Here is a 17906-nt window from a genome sequence, read left to right as displayed (position 1 = left end):
TCAGCCGTTTGGTCAGGTCTCTAGAGCAGGCATTCCGGACTTTCGAACCCGCAACGTAAGGCATGACTATTTGCTCGCCAACGCAAAGGACGGCTGCAGAATCGTCGCGGTTTCGCCGGGTCGCATGCGCTTGGCCAGGTGCTGCACCGCTTCGACCACGCGCGCCGTGGCAGTGATCGGCAGCATATGGCCGCGCCCCTCCACCACCTGCATCTTCAAGCCCGGCACCTTGTCGGCGAGTGCCTGGCCGTGCTGGCGAAAGTCCAGCACCTTGTCCCGGGCCCCGTAGATCAGGCTGATGGGCAGCGTCAACTGCGGGTAGCGCTTGACCATGCCTGGCAGGTAATCATTGACCAGCGCAATCTCGCTGGAGGCGGCGTAGAAGTTGTCCGGGCGCATGCCCAGCAGCCCGCCGCCACGGGTGGCGAAATCCTCCGGGGCCGGGTCCGGCGCGAACACGCCCTTGACCACTGCACGGCGGGTCAGCAGGCCCATCGGCACGGTCAGGGTGTGCGACACCCAGCGACGCAGCCAGGCAGGGCGTACTGCCAGCGACCAGAACACCAGCGGCAAGGTCGGTTGGGGATGGGTCAGCGGCGCGACCAGGACCAGGCCCGATACGGCGTCGGGATGGTCGAGGGCCAGGGCCAGGGAAATCGCCCCGCCGAGGGAATGTCCCAGCACCAGGGGCTTATCCAGGCCCAGCGTGTTGATAAACGCCGCGACTTGTCGCGCCTGGGCCGGCAGGTCGGCAGCAGTGCCGGCATGACGGGTGGAATAACCTGACCCAGGACGATCGAGGGTGATCACCCGGAACTGCTCCCGCAACTGCCCGGACAAGGCATAGGTCAGGTTGCGACTGCTGCCCATCAGCCCGTGAATCATCACCAGCGGCGGGCCTTTACCCTCTTCTACATAATGAAAGCGCTCGCCGTTGACCTCCACGAAGCGCCCGTTGATCGGAACAGCGGCTTCAATACGCCGTGTCATCCAGGCACTGACGCCCCACAACAGCGCGCTCACGCCGATAAACACCGCCGCAGCAATCATCCATTCGACAGCCATAGCTCGGTCCTCTGCTTCCCTGCTGCCGGGAACCTGACCGGAATTGATCAGGCCTCGGCCTATCGTCCAACCCTGGACCTAAACTACGTGCAGACCCTGCTCGTCCGTCGGACAAGTCGCACATGAGGAGCCAGTGACTAGCGTAGGCGATATTTTCAGGTAGATTATTTAAAATCTTTTTTAAAATAAATAATTCAATTTTCCTTTGCAATGGTGTTCTATCTAAAAGACAAAACAAAAAAGGAGCACATCCGATGCCTACGAGGGCCTGCCTATGAATGCCCACAGTGATTTGATCGATATCGCCATCATCGGCTCAGGCTTTGCCGGCCTGTGCATGGCCATCAAGCTCAAGGAAGCCGGCTTCACCGACTTCTTTATCGCCGAGCAGGCCGAGACCCTTGGCGGCACCTGGCGAGACAACCACTACCCAGGCTGCGCCTGTGATGTGCAGTCGCACGTGTATTCGTTTTCGTTTGCGCCCAACCCGGACTGGACGCGGCAATTCGCGCCCCAAGCGGAAATCCGTGCTTACCTCGAACGCTGCGCCACGCGCTTCGAGCTCAAGCCCTACCTGCGCTTCGGCATGGGCCTGACACGCGCGGTCTTCGATGAACAGGAGCAACGCTGGCAACTGAGCTTCAATGGTGGTCGCCAGGTGAGTGCGCGGGTGCTGGTGTCGGGGATGGGCGGCTTGTCGCGCCCGGCATTGCCGGATATTCCAGGGCTGGAGAACTTCAAGGGCAAGCGCTTTCATTCCCAGCAGTGGGACCACGACTACTCGCTGAAAGGCAAGCGCGTGGCGGTGATCGGCACCGGCGCCAGTGCCATTCAGTTTGTGCCGCAGATCGCGCCACAGGTGGCTCACCTGGACCTGTTCCAGCGCACGCCGCCGTGGATCATGCCCAAGCCTGACCGCGCAATTACCCCGTCCGAACGCTGGCTGTTCAAGCACCTGCCCTTCACCCAGCGCCTGGTGCGCGGTGCGTTTTACTGGGCCCTGGAAGGCCGCGTGGTCGGCTTTGCGCTGCATCCGCGGCTGATGAAAATGGTGCAGAAAATCGCCCTGCGCCACCTGCACAAACAAGTCGCCCGCCCTTCCCTGCGCAAGACGTTGACGCCTGACTACACCATCGGCTGCAAGCGCGTGCTGATCTCCAATGACTACTACCCGGCGTTGTCGCGCAGCAATGTCGAGGTGGTGACCGACGCCGTGGCACGCATCGAAGCGGACGGCGTGATCACTGCCGACGGCATCAAGCACCCGGCGGATTGCCTGATTTTCGGCACCGGCTTCCAGGCCACCGATCCCCTGCCCCGCGACTGCATCATTGGGCGTAACGGCGTAGACCTGATGGACACCTGGCACGACGGCGCCCACGCCTACAAAGGCACCACCGTGCCGGGCTATCCCAACCTGTTCCTGATTGTCGGGCCCAATACCGGCCTGGGACACAACTCGATGATCCTGATGATCGAGGCCCAGGTCACTTACATCCTCGACGCGCTTCGGCAGATGCAACGCCATCGCATCGCCAGTGTGGACGTCAAGCTGGCGGTGGAAAGCGCCTACAACCAGCAACTGCAGGACAAGCTCAAGCGCACCATCTGGAACACCGGCGGATGCCGCAGCTGGTACCTCGACCCGCGCACCGGCAAGAACACCACCTTGTGGCCGGGTTCGACCTGGCGCTTCAAGCAGGTGACCCGCCAGTTTGCGCTCAAGGACTACGTGGCCAGCCTGGTGCCGATCAATGCGCCGGAGCGTGCCGTCCAAGCGCCTCACTCCACTGCAGAAGGGAGCCTGTCATGAAGACCTTCAATGGCCGCGTGGCGGCAATTACTGGCGCCGCGTCCGGCATGGGCCGCGCCCTGGCCTTGGCCCTCGCACGGGAAGGCTGCCACCTGGCGCTGTCGGACAAGAACAGCCAAGGGCTGGAACAGACGCTGGAGATGATCAAGGCCTCGACCCTCTCACCCGTGCACATCACCCTGCAGGTACTGGATGTTGCCGACCGCCAGGCCATGCAGGATTGGGCCGCGCGCTGTGTGGCCGAACACGGCCAGGTCAACCTGGTGTTCAACAATGCCGGGGTGGCCTTGTCGAGTACTGTCGAGGGCGTCGACTACACCGACCTGGAGTGGATCGTCGGCATCAATTTCTGGGGCGTGGTCCATGGCACCAAGGCGTTCCTGCCGTATTTGAAAGCGTCCGGCGAGGGCCACGTGATCAACACGTCCAGCGTGTTCGGCCTGTTCGCGCAGCCCGGCATGAGCGGCTACAACGCCACCAAGTTTGCGGTGCGCGGCTTTACCGAGTCCCTGCGCCAGGAGCTCGACCTGCAGCGCTGCGGCGTCTCGGCCACCTGCGTGCACCCGGGCGGCATTCGCACCGATATCTGCCGCAGCAGCCGAATCGACGCGAACATGACCGGCTTTCTGATCCACAGCGAACAGCAGGCCCGCGCCGACTTCGAAAAGCTCTTCATCACTGACGCCGACCAGGCCGCCAAGGTGATCCTGCACGGCGTGCGCAAAAACAAACGCCGCGTGCTGATTGGCCGCGACGCGTACTTTCTCGACCTGCTCGCCCGCTGCCTGCCGGCGGCGTACCAGGCGTTGGTAGTGTTCGCCAGCCGGCGCATGGCGCCCAAGCCGCGCACGCCAGTGTTTGAAACCAACGACGAGCCCAGACTCTGAACAGGAGCACGCACCATGTTGCCGATCCGTCGCGATATTCATTTCGACCTGCCTGCCGAGCGCATCACCAACTGGCACGAACAGGGCCCGTTCATCACGCATTTCTTCAACGCCCTGTCGCTGCTGTTTCCCCAGGGCGAGCTGTTTTTCATGGACAGCGTGCGCCATTACCGCCAGCGCATCGATGATCCGCACCTGAAGAAAGAGATCCAGGGATTTATCGGCCAGGAGGCCATGCACAGCCGTGAACACGTGGCCTACAACGACTTGTTGCAAGCAGCGGGCCTGCCCGCCCACACCCTGGACCGGCGCCTGAAATTCATTCTCGACCTGCAAAAGAAACACTTCGCGCCGTCGTTCAACCTGGCGATCACCATCGCGCTTGAACACTACACGGCGATGCTCGCGGAAATCCTGCTGAGCGACCCGTCACGCTTTGGCGACTCGCTCAAGGGCTACCAACAGATGTGGTACTGGCACGCGCTGGAAGAAACCGAGCACAAGGCCGTGGCCTTCGATGTGTGGAACCGCGTGATCAAGCCCGGCCCCAAACGCTACCTGCTGCGCACCGGCACCATGCTGACCACCACGGTGTTCTTCTGGCTGGTGGTGCTGGATTTCCACGTGCGCCTGCTGATTGCCGACCGCCAGTCCGTCGGATTCCTCAAGGGGTTCTGGCGCATGCTGAAGTTTCTCTACGGACCCAAGGGGGTTTTCCCACGGATGCTGGTGCCGTGGCTGCACTACTTCAAACCCGGCTTCCATCCCTGGGACCACGACAACCGCGCGCGCCTGGCGGCGATCGACGGCCTGGTCGAGGACATCGAACAGACCCGGCGCAGTTATTAAACCTTCGCCAGGTCCGCGCGCTCGCGTACAAAGCCTTGCAACTGATCGCCGGGCAGCGCCTTGCTGAAATACCAGCCCTGGATAATCAATTCGGTGCCGCCGTTCAGGAAAGCCAACTGCTCGGCGGTTTCCACCCCCTCCACCACCACGCCCAGGTTCAGCGCCTCGCAAAAGCGCAGCATGCCGGTCATCACCTGGGCGCCCTTGGGATCGTGCTGGGCGACCACGAAGCTGCGGTCGATCTTGATAAAGTCCACCGGGAACTGGTGCAGGTAGCTCAACGCCGAAAACCCGGTGCCAAAGTCGTCGATGTACACCTTGGCGCCAATGGCCTGCAGCTTCTGGATGATCTGGCGGGTAGCCTGAATGTCCGAGACCAGCGCGTCTTCGGTGATCTCCACCGAGACCTGGCCATGGGCCTGGGCCAGGATCTCCACCAGACGCTCGCCATAGGCGGCGTCGGTCAGGGTGGCGCTGGAAATATTGATGGTCATCGGCAACCCGAAGCCCAGTTTCTGCCACTTCTGGTATTGGCGCACCGCCTGCGACGCCACCCACATATCCACGTCCGGCATCAGCCGCGCCTGGGCCAGCCATTGCAGGAACTCCCACGGCGAATGCACGGTGCCCTGGGCGTCGCGCGCGCGCATCAACGCCTCGCAACCGGTGCACAGCCCGGTCCGGGTCGAGACCTGGGGCTGGAATTCGAGGTAGAACTCATAGTCGCTGATCTGCTGGATATGGCTCAACTCGCTGGCCTGGCGCGCCAGGGTCCGGTGGGACGCCAATACCGGGTCCAGTTCGCGCAGCCGGCCTTTTTCCTCCAGGCCACGGAAGGTCATGTCCAGGGACTTGAGGTAGACCGTGCCGCCTTCGGTGGCCTGGCGATGAATCGCCCGGACATACGGCGCGTACACCAGCGTGCCCAAGCCCAGCAGCGCGATTTGCAGCGCGACGGCCGCGACATCGCCGTGGGTGCTGAGGTAGGCGTTGAGCAGCACCGGTGCGGTGAACGGCACGCTCGCCACAGCCGGCGACACCCAACCCATTTGCACCACCGTCAGCGCCACCGTCGCATTCAGCGCGGGCACAATCAGAAAGGGTATGAACAGGCGTGGGTTGAGAATGATCGGCAAGCCGAACAGCAGCACCTCGCTGACGTTGAACAGCGACAGCGGCACACTCGCCATCGCCACCAGACGCATGGACTGGCTCTTGGAAAACAGCAGGATCGCCACCAGCAGGCACAACGCGCCACCGGAGCCGCCGATAAACGCAAAACAGCCCAGCAAGCCACCATTCAGCACATACTTGATCGGCTCGCCCGCCGCCAACGCCGCACCGTTGAGGGTCACTGCCTGATCGAGCACATTGAAAAGCGGCTGCATGGCGTACACGCCGTGAATCCCGAAAAACCACAACAGCGAGTTCATCAGGGTCACGAATAAACCACTGCCGTAGGGCGACTCCAGCGCATCCAGCACTTGCGGCCCCTGGATCTGCGCGACGTAAGGGACCTGCAACAACAAGGACAGCACCAGCACCAGCGCCAAGGCCGTGATCGCTCCGGGCAGCACCATGTTGATCGTGCCCCTGAGGTTGTGCCCGACCAGGTCTTCATTGACCAGGCGTGTCCAGCGGTACCGGTGCAGCCAGGCAATGGCCGGCACATTGAGCAGCGGCGAGGCGATGGCGATAAACAGCACGAACGTCGCCGAGGCCCGGGGGTATTCGCGCAGGATAAACGTCGCCACCACCACATGGGCGAGGCACAGGAATGCCACCGGCAATTGGGGCAGCCGATGCTGGATCGCCAACATGTAGCCGATGGACGCACCGACCAGCAGCGGAATCACCGAACTGATCTGGTTGTGCAGCGCGGCCAGGAACGCCACCACTTGCGGGTCGAAGCCCAGCACACGGGCGAACTCGGACAGGATCAGAAAAGCTGCCGAGACCAGCAGGCACGGCAGGATCCACAACAACCCTTCGCGGATCGCGCGCAGCGACTCGGTACTGGCCAAGGCGGCCAGACGTTGGGTAAAGAAAAGTTTGAACAGCGTTTGCGCCATGACCCGTCCCTCTGCCCATCGCACCCTGCCCGTGGTTGGCAGGCCGGAAAACCCTGCGTAACGCTACACGTCCTGATGCCGGGAGCGAAAGGCTTTTGCCGCGGCACACGCAACATTCCCCGTTCACGCTGTCCGTTGGCGCTTGTCGGGTACGGTCAGTTAGCCCATCCTTTGCCGTGTCATTCTCGAACGGACTCGAGCCCAGGCCTTGCTCCGTGTGTCTTACCCTCCATCAAGGTGCCTGTTGATGCGACAAATCCTGCCCCTCATGACCGGCGCGCTGCTGGGTCTTTCAACCACCGTGGCCAACGCTGCCGAAGCCAGCTTTCCTGACGCCCAAGCCAGTGACCCGGCCCGCCTCCAGTGGATGGTCGGGGCTCCGCCACCGCCGGAGCGTACCCTGCGATTTGAAGATGGCAGCTATTTTCGCTTCCCGGCCATGCGCTGGAGCGTGGCGAACTTTCGTCAATTGATGCCCACGATCAATGTGTCCCGTGGGCTCGGTGCGAGCACGGCGTTGCCCCGGCGTCTCGACCCGCGCATGGACGAACTGCGCGTCGTACCCAATGGCGCCAGCCAAGCGTTGACCTGGCGCCAGAGCCTGGATGCCACCTACACTGATGGCATTGTTGTACTGCACCGCGGGGCCGTGGTGTACGAGCGCTATTTCGGCGTGTTGAAAGAAGACGGGCAACATGCGGCAATGTCCGTGACCAAATCGGTGATCGGTACACTGGGCGCCATGCTCGTCGCCGAGGGCACCCTCGATGCGCAGGCAAAGGTCGCGACTTATGTGCCCGAACTGGCGAACTCCGCGTTCGGCAGTGCCACGCTGGAGCAGGTGCTGAACATGACTACGGCGCTGGACTACAGCGAAGACTATGCCGACCCCACGGCAGAGGTCTGGGCCCATGCCCAGGCCGGCAATCCGCTGCCCAAGCCCAAGGACTACGTCGGACCGCGCAGCTACTTCGAGTTTCTGCAAACCGTCAGGCAGCGCGGCGAACATGGACAGGCGTTCGGCTACAAGACCGTCAACACCGACGTGCTCGGTTGGGTGATCGCGCGTGCCACCGGCCGCAACGTTGCCCAACTGCTCAGCGAACGCATCTGGAGCCGCCTGGGCAGTGAACAGGATGCCTATTTCACCGTCGACTCCATCGGCACACCGTTCGCCGGTGGTGGCTTGAACGCCGGGCTGCGCGACATGGCGCGCTTTGGCGAGATGCTGCGTAACAACGGGCGCTACAACGGCGAGCAAATCGTGCCCGAGGCGGTGCTGAAAACCATTCGCCAGGGCGGCGACAAACAGGCTTTTGCCCAGGCAGGCTATAGTCAATTGAAAGGCTGGAGCTACCGCGCCATGTGGTGGGTCACCCACAACCCGGATGGCGCCTTCATGGCGCGCGGGGTCCATGGCCAGAGTATCTATATCGATCCTGCGGCCGAGATGGTGATTGTGCGGTTCGCCTCCCATCCGATCGCGGCCAATGCGGCCAATGACGCCGTCACGTTGCCGGCGTACGAGGCCATGGCGCGTTATCTGTTGGCACGGCCGGGGGCTTGATCTGCGCCAGTTCAGGGCTGCGGAGTCAGCGCTACACTCGACGTGCTGTTCCTCCCGAAGGAGCGGGAGCCCGACATCAAGGAGGTTCGCTCATCATGCAAGACAAACTTTTGCGTCCGTTACTGTTCAACGCCGTGCTTTGGCTGTGCGGGATCACACTATTGTTCACGGTCAGGGACATCATCGGACGGTTCAACGCCCCTATCGACGATGGCTTGCTGGACCTTGCCCTGGTGCTGGCCGCCTACGTGCTACTGTTTTTGCTGGAACCGATACGTTGCCGGATCAGCCGCCATATGCGAAAACACCTACAGCGCCGAGCCCGTCGTCACACGCACTAAACACTACCAGCCCCACAGGAGTACACCTTTGTCACCACCCGGCGATAACCACCAGCTTGCGCTGGACAGATTCTTGAACGAACACCCGGACGTGGCCATGCAACTGGACACCCTCAACCCCTTGGCCGCCCAGGCCAAGGGCGAAACCCTGGCACAGTACCGAGCCGAACGGCTGCATGAAGCGTTCGAAGCAGAAGCCGAAAAACAAGGCCTGTTCGCTTGGGAGCTGACCCTCAAACTCACCAGCGACTCCAGCGAGGTCTTTGAAGCCCAGCGCCGCGAAGTGCACAAGGAGGTCGCGCAAATGGCCGGGCTGAGTTGGCACGAGTACTGCCAATTGCATGACTTTCCACCGGAGCCTTGAACTAGAGGAACCAGCGCCGCCGAGGGCCAGCCAGCGCCTCGCGCAACTCGGCGATGCTCACGTTCCGCTGCTCCGGGTCTGCCGCCAGGGCTGAACGCAGCGCCGGCCAACAGTGCCTGGGCAAACGTCGTGGCCGTGGCAGCTGCTGATCAAGCTGGCGCCCGCCGGGGCGCTGCCCCTGGGCCAAGTCATACAGCACACACGCAGCGCCATACAGATCGGTACGGGCCGACAGTGCGCCACCGGCCATCAGTTCCGGCGCCGCATACGCCGGTGTCCAGGCGTTCAAGCGGCCCCGGCTCAAGCCCGGCAGCCCCGCCGCTTCCTGCGATTCGGCGTAACCCAGGCCGAAATCGAACAAGCGCAGCCCCTGCTCTCCCAGCATGATATTGGCGGGTTTCACATCGCCATGCAGGATGCCTTGCCGATGGCTGCAGGCGAGCGCGTCGAGCAGTTGCAAGGCCAGGGGCTGCAGCTCATGCCACGGCAATCCTTGCAAGCAGCCCTTGAGCACACGATCCAGGGTCATGCCCTGCATCAGCTCCATGGTAAAGAATGCCAGCTGATGGACCGTATCGACCTCGAAAGCGAACGCCCGCACCACGTGGTCATGCCGCACGCTGCGGGTCAGGGCGAATTCGCTGTAGAGCAACACATGGGCATCGGAAGACGCGGACAATGTCTCGCCCAACACCTTCAGCGCGATGCCGGCGCTGGGCTCGCCAAACGCCTCATGCAGCAGGTCGCGGGCACGATAGACCACGCCCATGCCCCCACTGCCGAGTATGCGCTCCAGTTGATAACGCCCCGCCAGCAGATTCGGCAAGGCTGCAGCGACGCTCATGGCTGGATCACCACAGCGGTGAGGTCATCCCGCGCCGGCCCGCGCAACACGTCGCTGAACAAGCGCTCCACCACTTGCCAGGGTGCGTCCAGGCTCATGGCGCTGCCGAGTTGACCATGGCTGAGCCCTTGGTAGAGCCCATCGCTGCACAACAAAAACACGTCGCCTGGGCGCGTGCGCAGTTCCAGGACCTCCAGGCTCAGCGGTCGGCGCGCGCCAATCGCACGGGTCAAGGCCCTGGCGCTCGGATGGGCCTGGGCCTGTTCCAGGCTCAGTTGCTGCGTGTCCATCAACTGCTGTTGCAGCGAGTGGTCACGCGACAATTGGTACAGGCGCTGCCCACGCCACAGGTAGCAGCGGCTGTCCCCGGCCCAGATGCAGGCCGCACGGCTGGTTTCAAGCAGCAAGGCGACCACCGTACTGCCAACGATGCCCGGTTGCGCAAGCGCCTGGCCCAGATGACTGTCGAGGCCGCGCAGGCAAACCCGGATCGCATCGATGCGTTGCTCGAAAGAGCCACCCTCAGGCAACGCCGCCAGGCTACTGATCACCCGCTGGCTGGCCACGTCCCCCGACTGGTGGCCGCCCATTCCATCCGCCACCGCCCAACAACCGGCCTGCGGTGCATCGAGAAACGCGTCCTCGTTGCGCGGGCGCGCCTTGCCTTGCAGGGTACGCCCGGCGCTGCGCCAGGCCGGTCGTTGGCTCACAATTGCTCCGGCAAGCGGAAGGTGCGCCAGGCCGCCATCTGGAACGGGCTGGGATTGCGCTGGCTGGTCAGCAGGTAATTGGCGCGCAGGCCGGCAAGGTCGGCCTTGATGATCTGCGCTTCCCTGCCGCTGGCCGGCTCACTCTGCATCAGATCGAACAGGCGAAACAGCGACCAGTCCCCGTTGTTCTTTTCAATCCCCAGTGGCCGTTGCGCACCGCGCTCCAGCACCAGGCTGCTGCGCCGATTGTCCGCCTCGCCAGGCCAATGAAAGGCCATCGGCACGATCGGACCATGACGGTATTCCAACTGCTGCTCACCCACCTGCAGGATCGCCCGGCTCACCGCCTGGTCCAGGCTATAGGGCGCCAGGGTGAATCGAACCGCCCACTCCCCCTGCTCCTCGGTGAAAAAACCCTGGCGAATGACCTGGGCCTTGTTGAGTTGTTCCAGCAGTGAACGCGACATCGGCAGGCTGCGCCCATCCACGCTTCGCAAGCGAAAACGCGCGCCCTCGACGCTGACGAAAGGCCGCAGGTAGCCCTCATGGAAGCGCGCCATTGCCCCCCGCGGTTTGAAAAACTCCTGGAAATCGCCCAAGGCAACATCACTGCCGGCATGCGCATTGAACGGGTATCGACGCTGGATCGCCTTGGCGTAAAAAGCGTAAACCTCACTGTGGTAACGCTGGTTCACGTGCCGATACGCGTCATCGAGCAGGTGACGCCAGGTCTGGTCAGCAATGCCTTCGACCCAGCCCTTGAGCGGCAACGGCAGGCGCGTAGCGGCATCGTGCAGGTTGCTCAACAGCGGCTGCTGCCCCTCCATGCGTTGCTTGACCAGTTTGAACGCGGCCTGCTCCGGCGAGCTTTCCCGGTTCAGCGCCGACAGTTGCAGGTGTAATTCATCGAGCAGGCGCAATGCCTGTGTGAGCTTGGCGCCTGGATTTTGCGTTTCATCAAGCAGTTGATGCAAAGGCTCGAAGCGACGCTGTAGCGCGCGCCGGGCGGCATCGGGGACGACCTGCGCGAGCAAGGCGCCAGGCACTGCCACACCTGCTGCGCCCGCCTGCTGGCCGATCGCCTCAAGCCGTTCATGGATCGGCAACAGCTGAGTGTTTTCACGGACCTGCTGCAACAGCTGGACCCATGCAGACTGGGCTGATGTGAGGCTTGCAAGCTGGTCGGCCATTTGCCTCAGGTCGTCGCTTTCCTGCAGCCGGATGCGGCTGAGGGCCTGGCTCCAGGCATCGGCATACTCACTGAAGTAGCGCTGCTCCAACGCCAGCATCAAGCTGCGCAAATCCATGGGACTGAGGTCGGTGCCCTCTCCGAGCACCCAGTTGTCCTGGGCGATTGCATTCACCAGCCGGGGGCCCTGCTTCTCGAAATACTGCAGGTATCTCTTGGTGTAGAAGCCGGGGATGGGCGGCTCCAGTGGGGAGAACACCGGACTCTCGGCCAACCGGTAAGGTTCGAGGTTGCTGGCCTGCTCGCGCAATGTCCGGTAGACCACGTCTGCCAGCGACTCACCGCGCAATATCTGCCGCGCCTCGGCCACGAGCGCCTCGTTCACGGGCACTGCGAACGGTTGCTCCAGCAACCGCGCAAAGTGCTCATTCAACCGCGTCTGCACTGACATATCCCCGGCATAACGCGCAGACCACAGGCCAGCCAGATGCTCGGTCAACCAGCGGGTGTCGCGCCGCTCGCGCAGATTGAGCATCAGGTAGGCGCGCAGGGTCTCCAGCAATCGTTCACGCTCGCCAAGGCTGTTCTGCAACTGCTCCTCCAGCAGGCGGCTCACCTGCGGCAGCAGTTGCTGAAGCAGGGTTTGCTCATAAGCGTTGGCCAACACCGGCCGACTCACCTGCCCCTGGTACAACCCGGCCCGATCCACCCAGCGCACCTCTGCCAACGGTGCAAACACCCGCGTCGCCGCCAGGCGATTGTCCAGCAGCGCCAGCAATACCAGGGTCTCGTCTGCACCGGGTGGCGTGGGTGGCGCAGGCTTGAGCAGCTCCGGCAGTTGCGCCAGGCGTTGATGGTTGAACGAATAACTGTGCCCCCACAACACCGCCGCAGCGCCGAGGACCAACGCTGCCGTCAACGCCAGCAATCCTTGGCGTCGTCGCAGACGATGCCGTTCCGGAGCCTGCAGCCCGGCAAGGTCGGCCCCGGCAAAAATCACGCGGTTGAACAGGGCTTGGACAAAATGCGCGCGCACCTCGCTCGTCTTCGCACAGGTCAGGTAGAACCCATGCAACCCATTGATACGCTGGTAGCGATGAGCGGAAAACGCCGCCTCGACGAACAGGCACAAGCGCTCGCCGAGACGGGCAGCCTGCCGTGGGAAATCGAGAATCAGGCCACGTCGCTCGAGGTTTCGCTCCTGGTGCAAACGCGGGATCAACTCCGCCCCAAGGCGTTGCAACAGTGCCTCGAACGCGGCTCTCACCTGGGCGATCTCCACGCCGGCCCCGTCGGTCTCCAGGCGCCCGCCGAAGACGTCCTCCGGGCCGTCGCCTTGCACCACATCAAAGAATTCGGCAAAGCCCGCCAACCGGTCGGCCTGGGTCAACACCAGGTAAACCGGCACATCCACGTGCAAACTTTGCTGGATGTCCTGCAGGCGGCTATGCACATGACGCGCCTGCATTTCCAGATCATGCTCATTGCTGCCCAGCAACGTGTCCACCGACAACGTCACCACCACGCCATTGAGCGGCCGCGCCCTGCGCCGTGCCTTCAGCAGACCCAGCAATGTCGACCATCCGGCCGCATCCACTGAAGGGTCAGGCTGAGTCAGGTAGCGTCCGGCAGTCTCCACCAGCACCGCTTCGTCGGCGAAATACCAATCACAGCAGGAGGTTGTCCCCAGAGGGGCGGGCCCGGTTCGATCAAGCGGACCTTGCAGACCACTGGCGGCCAGCAAGTGAGTCTTGCCGCTGCCCTGTTGCCCGATCAGCAAATACCAGGGCAACTCGCTGCGCCAACGCTCGCTGCGCTCACCGTAGCGGCGGGTGCTTTTCAGTGTCTGCAGCGCCTCCTTGAAGCGTCCGCGCACCTGCTGGCGTTCATTGCTGATCAGCCCTTGGTGCTGATGCTTCGCCTGGTGCGCCGGCTGGTTGAGCCGCGCCGACCGGCGCGCATCCACCAACACCATTGCCAGCCCCCACAGCAGGAACAAGCCACTGATGGTCAGCAGGCGCGCCGTCGCACTGTGCCAGAAACGATAGTCATCGACGGCCAGCAATGGCCCGAAGCACCACACCAGCAGTGCGCCGGCGAACACCAGCAACAGGCTCCAGACCCAGATTTTGCGCAGCACCCTGCCCGCGCCCTTGAAGAATGCGTTCATTCCTTGCTCCCAGCGTTACAAGGGCGTTCGAGCCTGAGCCGACGCCAACAGTTGAAGAGGTTGCAGGACCGTCATGCGTTCCTTGCCCAGTACCCAGGCAAAACCCAGGTACATCGCCAGCACAGCGGCCAACCCTACGGCCACGACCGCAGGGGTAGAGAGCATGCGTATTCGAGAATGGCGGCCCTGCGCTGCACCGGACGGTGCCGCCATCGAGGGACGATCACCCCGCACATGCTTGATCTGTCGGTACAAGGCATCCCTCACCGAATCGAGCTGGGCCCCGCCTCGCTCCATGACACGGTATTTGCCTTCAAAGCCGATCGACAGGCAGAGGTACATCAACTCCAGCATCGCCACGTGCTTGAAAGGATCACGCGACAGCCGCTCAAGCAGCTGGAAAAATTTCTCGCCACCAAACGTTTCATTGTGAAAGCGACTCAACAGGCTTATCCGCGGCCACTCACTGCGACTGCCCCACGCCGTGGTGACCACCGCCTCGTCAATCACACTGCACAACACATAACGCGCCGACATCACCTGGCCCGCCTCGCCGCCCTGTTGCAAGGCATGCGCTTCAAACATCGCCACGCCGGATGACAGCCGCTCATTGAGGGCCTGCAGGTTTTCACGCCCGGCGCTGGCCTTGAGCTGTACCACTTGCGACAGCAGTTCCCACGCCGCCGCCAACAACGCATTGGGGCCCATATTGAAGCGCTGGGCCTCCTGCAGGCGGGCGGTGTAGATCATCCGGTCTTCCAGTTGCTCGAAGCGCGGTGGCGAGGGAGCGTCCGTCAACGGCCCCTGCGCCGGTCCTACCCCGTCGCGATCAAGCAGCACGGTTTTCTCATCCTGCGCGTATTCACTTTCCCTGTTCATGGCAGTCAGTTCCTGATGGCCCAGAAGTTGAGTTCCAGCTCGGCGAACTCGCCGCTGGCATGGAAGGCAAAACCACCCGACTGCTCCAACTGCGTGATGTCACGGGCACTGAGTTCGAGCATGAAATAGGTCTTGTTGGCGTGAAACGGAATCTGTCGCGGCGCCACCGGCAGTGGCTTGACCTTGATACCGGCGAGATGCAGGTTGACCAGTTCGCGGATGCGCTCCACGGGGCCGATCTTCAGGTGGGCGGGCAGTCGATGGCGCAGCTCTTGCGCATCACACTGCGCGGCTGCCGCCAGGATAAACGTCGCCGTCCCGAGTAACTTGAGATCACTCACCGGGCAGACCAGCACCCCGTACTGGCGCGGTTGCAACACCAGCTCAATGGCATGCTGTTCGAGCACCGACGACAGCACGGCGCGCAAGCCGACCATCAAGCCGCGAAAGCTCGCACCCTGGTCGGCGTGCCGGTAATGCACGTCCCATTGCGCACGCTTGCTATCGGTCGCAAACGTCGATAGCTCGCCGAGAATCGACAGCAACTCGCGGTACACCGCCTCTGGACGAACCTGGGTCTGGCCCAGGTAGTGACGCACAATCAATTCGGCGCGATTGATCAGTTGCAGCATCAGAAAGTCGCCGACCTGTGCGCCTGCGGAGGTGCCATTACCCTGGACGCGCGCAGCGATCGCGTCGCCACGGCTTGCAAGGAGACTGATCACCTCCTTGACGCACGACGACACATAGCCGGCCTCCTGGAGATAGATGAACGTCGGGACGAAATCCGTGTCCAGCCGTACCCCGCCTTCGCGGGTCGAATCCAGCAACTGGGCGACCTGCAGTTTCACGTAGCACGGGTCGCTGGCCTGCTCTCCCAGGATCAGGCGCAGGTCCGGGCGTGCACAGTTGATCTGGCAGCGCGAGTCGACGCCGGCGTTGGAATCGCCAATCTCGGTTTCACAGGCCACATAGCGCGCCAGCACATCGACTTGCTCAGGGTTGCGCACTTCAATCTGATTCAAGGTCACCAAGGGCAAGGCCAGGTACACGGCTTGCGGGCCAGCGTCGGCGGGCACCTGCAACACCAGGGGTTGCATCGCGCCGCTCAGCTCGAACAGGCTGCCGTCCGGCAATACACCGCTGGCCTGGTTGACCACCACCTTACCCAGATTGAGGTACTGCAAGTCGACTTCCAGCGTGAGGAACCCCCAGGCATCACCGGCCAGTAGCCGTGTGCGGTTGAGCTGCTGATGGTAGTAGCGATCGTTGTGCTGCAAATGCTGGGGCTTGAGCAGCATGCCTTCGCGCCAGATAACGTTATGCACCTGCATTTCAATCCTCCTGCCTGTCGGTGTGCGGGACGGCGAAACGAATACCGGTCTGGTCCAGCACCAGGTCGGCACGCGTCAGGTGCGCTGGCATGACCGGCAACACCAGCCGCCATTGCACATGGGGCAAATCACGATAGGCCGCCAGGACGCCGACGTAACGACTGTGCGGCCCAACGCCAAGCTTGAGCGCCAACCGCTCCCCGGGCCGCAGTGTCAGTTCTTCGCTGCTGACCCAGTCTTTGGGCAGGGACTGTTCGGCCCGGCCATACAGGCTGAAAAAGTCGGCATGCTCGAATGCCACGGGATGCCGCAGCTCGAGCAAATGCACGACCACCGGCGAAGGACGGCCATGAAGATCGGGGTTGACCTCGTCGCTGGCCGTCAACGTCAGGTCCAGCTTGGTCAGGGTCGAAAAAGGCGACACGCTGCTGCAACCGACCAACAGGCCCAGCGCTACCACCATTGATGCAAATCGATACATGAACATCATCCCGGGTACGCCGCGTGCAGGGTGGAGATCAGGCGCACCTGCTCCGTGTAGGCTTTGGAAAAATCAATGCGCAATAGCGGCTCCTCCGGACAGGCCTCGTCGCTCAACCGACGGTAGTGGCGTTGGTAAGCGCGCCAGTGCGCGCCATCGGTGAGCAAACGGCGCGGCTTACCCTCGCGTTCGAAACACAACAGCAGATGGCCTGGCGCAAAGCGCGCGAATGCGCTGCGCACGGCGGTACGGCAAGCCACGACCAGGGCCAGTTGATGCACTTGCAATTCCTGCCACGCCTGGACGACCGACCGCTCGGCCTGGCATTGGCGCGGATCGCCACCACCCAACAGCGACGCGAGGGCCGTCTGGGGATCGCCGCAGTCTTTCAAGGGGTTCTGACGCATCACCGGAGTGCAGCCATCCAGGCCCATCTCGGTGTACAGCTCGTCGCGGGTTCGCAGGCCTTGCTGCAAACCATCGATGGTTTGCCTGAGCAACCCGGCAACCTTGATCGCCAGGGCTTCGCGCCCGGGAATATCGAGCATATCCACCTGCATGCCCAACGCCTCGCCGAACTGCGCCCAGAAGGTCTCTGTGGTTGCCGGGGCAATCCTGTCGGGTTGTGGCGACTCAATCTCCTTGACCGGCTCAGCCCACTGAGGCACGACCAGGTGGTCATGGTCCACAGCCCGGTGATCCATCGAGTGACCGACCGCGTCTGTGCACGTGTCCAACGCGGTTAGCTCTGGCGATGATTCGCCACCGCGTTGTTCACGCTCCAGCGCTTGGAGCGGGTCCAACCCCAGGAACGCATCGTCGGGAATGGGTTGCCCCTGGACGCCTGGATGGCGCTGATGTCCGATCAGCCGGGCTCGAATCTGCGTCGCGCCCAGTTGGTACACATCGCCTTCGTTGATCAACCGCGCCTGCCCCTTGCAGAGCCGCTCCACGCTGCCGGACACACCGATACCGTTGCTGCTGATATCGGTGAGGAAGTAGCCACCATCACGGTAGCTGACCAGGCCATGGTGACTGGAGATCAAACGCGCGGTGTCCGGAATGATCCAGTCACACGCCTTGCCACGACCGATCACGCCGCCGATGCCGTCAAACGTTTTGCGCGCCGGCAACTCACCCCTCGCGGCTTCACACACTTCAAGCACTAATTGCATTGCAGGACCTCCCTGTTCAATGGCCGCGACGGGCCGCCTGGGGATCACCCAACGGACGATAGTCAGCATCATCAAAGACATAATTGGCGTTGCAGCCACCCAGCAAACACAACACAAGCACCACGGCTTGCCACAAACGAAAAGGCATCAGGTTCCTCCCAGGGAA

16 protein-coding genes are annotated in these 17906 nt (G+C 62.8%); 6 read left to right on the top strand and 10 right to left on the bottom strand.

Translation table 11 applies throughout. The features are described from left to right. Nucleotides 1–66: 66 nt before the first annotated feature. A complete protein-coding gene (locus AC07SI_RS19725) occupies nucleotides 67–1065 on the bottom strand; it encodes an alpha/beta fold hydrolase (RefSeq protein ID WP_106803608.1) in 999 nt (332 codons plus the stop codon). Nucleotides 1066–1339: 274 nt separating this feature from the next. Here AC07SI_RS19725 and AC07SI_RS19720 point away from each other — a divergent pair, with 274 nt between their 5' ends. Genes AC07SI_RS19720 through AC07SI_RS19710 form a run of 3 tightly spaced genes read left to right on the top strand, consistent with a single transcriptional unit; the run spans nucleotide 1340 to nucleotide 4614 of the window. Continuing rightward, nucleotides 1340–2878, top strand: a complete 1539-nt coding sequence (locus tag AC07SI_RS19720) for a flavin-containing monooxygenase (protein ID WP_495006330.1) — start codon at nucleotides 1340–1342, stop codon at nucleotides 2876–2878. Further along, on the top strand, nucleotides 2875–3765 hold the full coding sequence (locus tag AC07SI_RS19715) for an SDR family NAD(P)-dependent oxidoreductase (protein ID WP_120448833.1): 891 nt from the start codon (nucleotides 2875–2877) through the stop codon (nucleotides 3763–3765). Before AC07SI_RS19720 ends, AC07SI_RS19715 begins: the two co-directional genes overlap by 4 nt. Nucleotides 3766–3780: 15 nt before the next feature. After that, a complete protein-coding gene (locus AC07SI_RS19710; RefSeq protein WP_495006329.1) occupies nucleotides 3781–4614 on the top strand; it encodes a metal-dependent hydrolase in 834 nt (277 codons plus the stop codon). Here AC07SI_RS19710 and AC07SI_RS19705 read toward each other — a convergent pair. Next, complete coding sequence (locus tag AC07SI_RS19705; protein WP_213553929.1) at nucleotides 4611–6686, bottom strand: EAL domain-containing protein; 2076 nt, start codon at nucleotides 6684–6686, stop codon at nucleotides 4611–4613. The genes AC07SI_RS19710 and AC07SI_RS19705 overlap by 4 nt on opposite strands. 247 nt (nucleotides 6687–6933) lie before the next feature. Between AC07SI_RS19705 and AC07SI_RS19700 the strand changes: the two genes are divergently transcribed. The 3 genes from AC07SI_RS19700 (at nucleotide 6934) to AC07SI_RS19690 (ending at nucleotide 8958) form a co-directional block, all read left to right on the top strand. Then, entirely contained in the window at nucleotides 6934–8253 is a 1320-nt protein-coding gene (locus AC07SI_RS19700; RefSeq protein WP_495006328.1) for a serine hydrolase domain-containing protein, read from the top strand. A gap of 95 nt (nucleotides 8254–8348) precedes the next feature. Next, entirely contained in the window at nucleotides 8349–8594 is a 246-nt protein-coding gene (locus AC07SI_RS19695) for a hypothetical protein (RefSeq protein ID WP_106803602.1), read from the top strand. A 28-nt stretch (nucleotides 8595–8622) separates the two neighbouring features. Then, nucleotides 8623–8958 carry a DUF6388 family protein gene (locus tag AC07SI_RS19690; RefSeq protein ID WP_065907827.1) on the top strand — a complete coding sequence of 112 codons (336 nt, stop codon included), beginning with the start codon at nucleotides 8623–8625 and terminating at the stop codon, nucleotides 8956–8958. 1 nt (nucleotide 8959) lies between these two features. Here the strand turns inward: AC07SI_RS19690 and AC07SI_RS19685 are convergent, their stop codons facing one another. Genes AC07SI_RS19685 through AC07SI_RS19650 form a run of 8 tightly spaced genes read right to left on the bottom strand, consistent with a single transcriptional unit; the run spans nucleotide 8960 to nucleotide 17888 of the window. Next, the gene (locus tag AC07SI_RS19685; protein ID WP_495006327.1) at nucleotides 8960–9802 is read right to left on the bottom strand and encodes a serine/threonine-protein kinase; all 843 of its coding nucleotides are present in this window, start codon (nucleotides 9800–9802) and stop codon (nucleotides 8960–8962) included. Continuing rightward, the gene (locus AC07SI_RS19680) at nucleotides 9799–10512 is read right to left on the bottom strand and encodes a PP2C family protein-serine/threonine phosphatase (protein WP_495006326.1); all 714 of its coding nucleotides are present in this window, start codon (nucleotides 10510–10512) and stop codon (nucleotides 9799–9801) included. Before AC07SI_RS19680 ends, AC07SI_RS19685 begins: the two co-directional genes overlap by 4 nt. Beyond that, the gene (gene tssM / locus AC07SI_RS19675) at nucleotides 10509–13871 is read right to left on the bottom strand and encodes a type VI secretion system membrane subunit TssM (RefSeq protein WP_495006325.1); all 3363 of its coding nucleotides are present in this window, start codon (nucleotides 13869–13871) and stop codon (nucleotides 10509–10511) included. Before tssM ends, AC07SI_RS19680 begins: the two co-directional genes overlap by 4 nt. A gap of 15 nt (nucleotides 13872–13886) precedes the next feature. Beyond that, complete coding sequence (gene icmH / locus AC07SI_RS19670) at nucleotides 13887–14750, bottom strand: type IVB secretion system protein IcmH/DotU (protein WP_065907813.1); 864 nt, start codon at nucleotides 14748–14750, stop codon at nucleotides 13887–13889. A gap of 5 nt (nucleotides 14751–14755) precedes the next feature. Continuing rightward, complete coding sequence (tssK, locus tag AC07SI_RS19665) at nucleotides 14756–16084, bottom strand: type VI secretion system baseplate subunit TssK (protein WP_495006324.1); 1329 nt, start codon at nucleotides 16082–16084, stop codon at nucleotides 14756–14758. Nucleotide 16085: 1 nt separating this feature from the next. Next, entirely contained in the window at nucleotides 16086–16565 is a 480-nt protein-coding gene (gene tssJ, locus AC07SI_RS19660; protein WP_065907870.1) for a type VI secretion system lipoprotein TssJ, read from the bottom strand. Between the two features lie 5 nt (nucleotides 16566–16570). After that, nucleotides 16571–17740 (bottom strand): type VI secretion system-associated FHA domain protein TagH, encoded by a 1170-nt coding sequence (tagH, locus tag AC07SI_RS19655; RefSeq protein ID WP_495006323.1) that lies wholly within the window; start codon nucleotides 17738–17740, stop codon nucleotides 16571–16573. 16 nt (nucleotides 17741–17756) lie between these two features. After that, entirely contained in the window at nucleotides 17757–17888 is a 132-nt protein-coding gene (locus AC07SI_RS19650; protein WP_495006322.1) for a type VI secretion protein, read from the bottom strand. Between the last annotated feature and the right edge of the window lie 18 nt (nucleotides 17889–17906).

The organism is Pseudomonas sp. GW821-FHT05D12, assembly GCF_059419825.1.
This window is presented reverse-complemented; position numbering and strand designations above follow the sequence as displayed.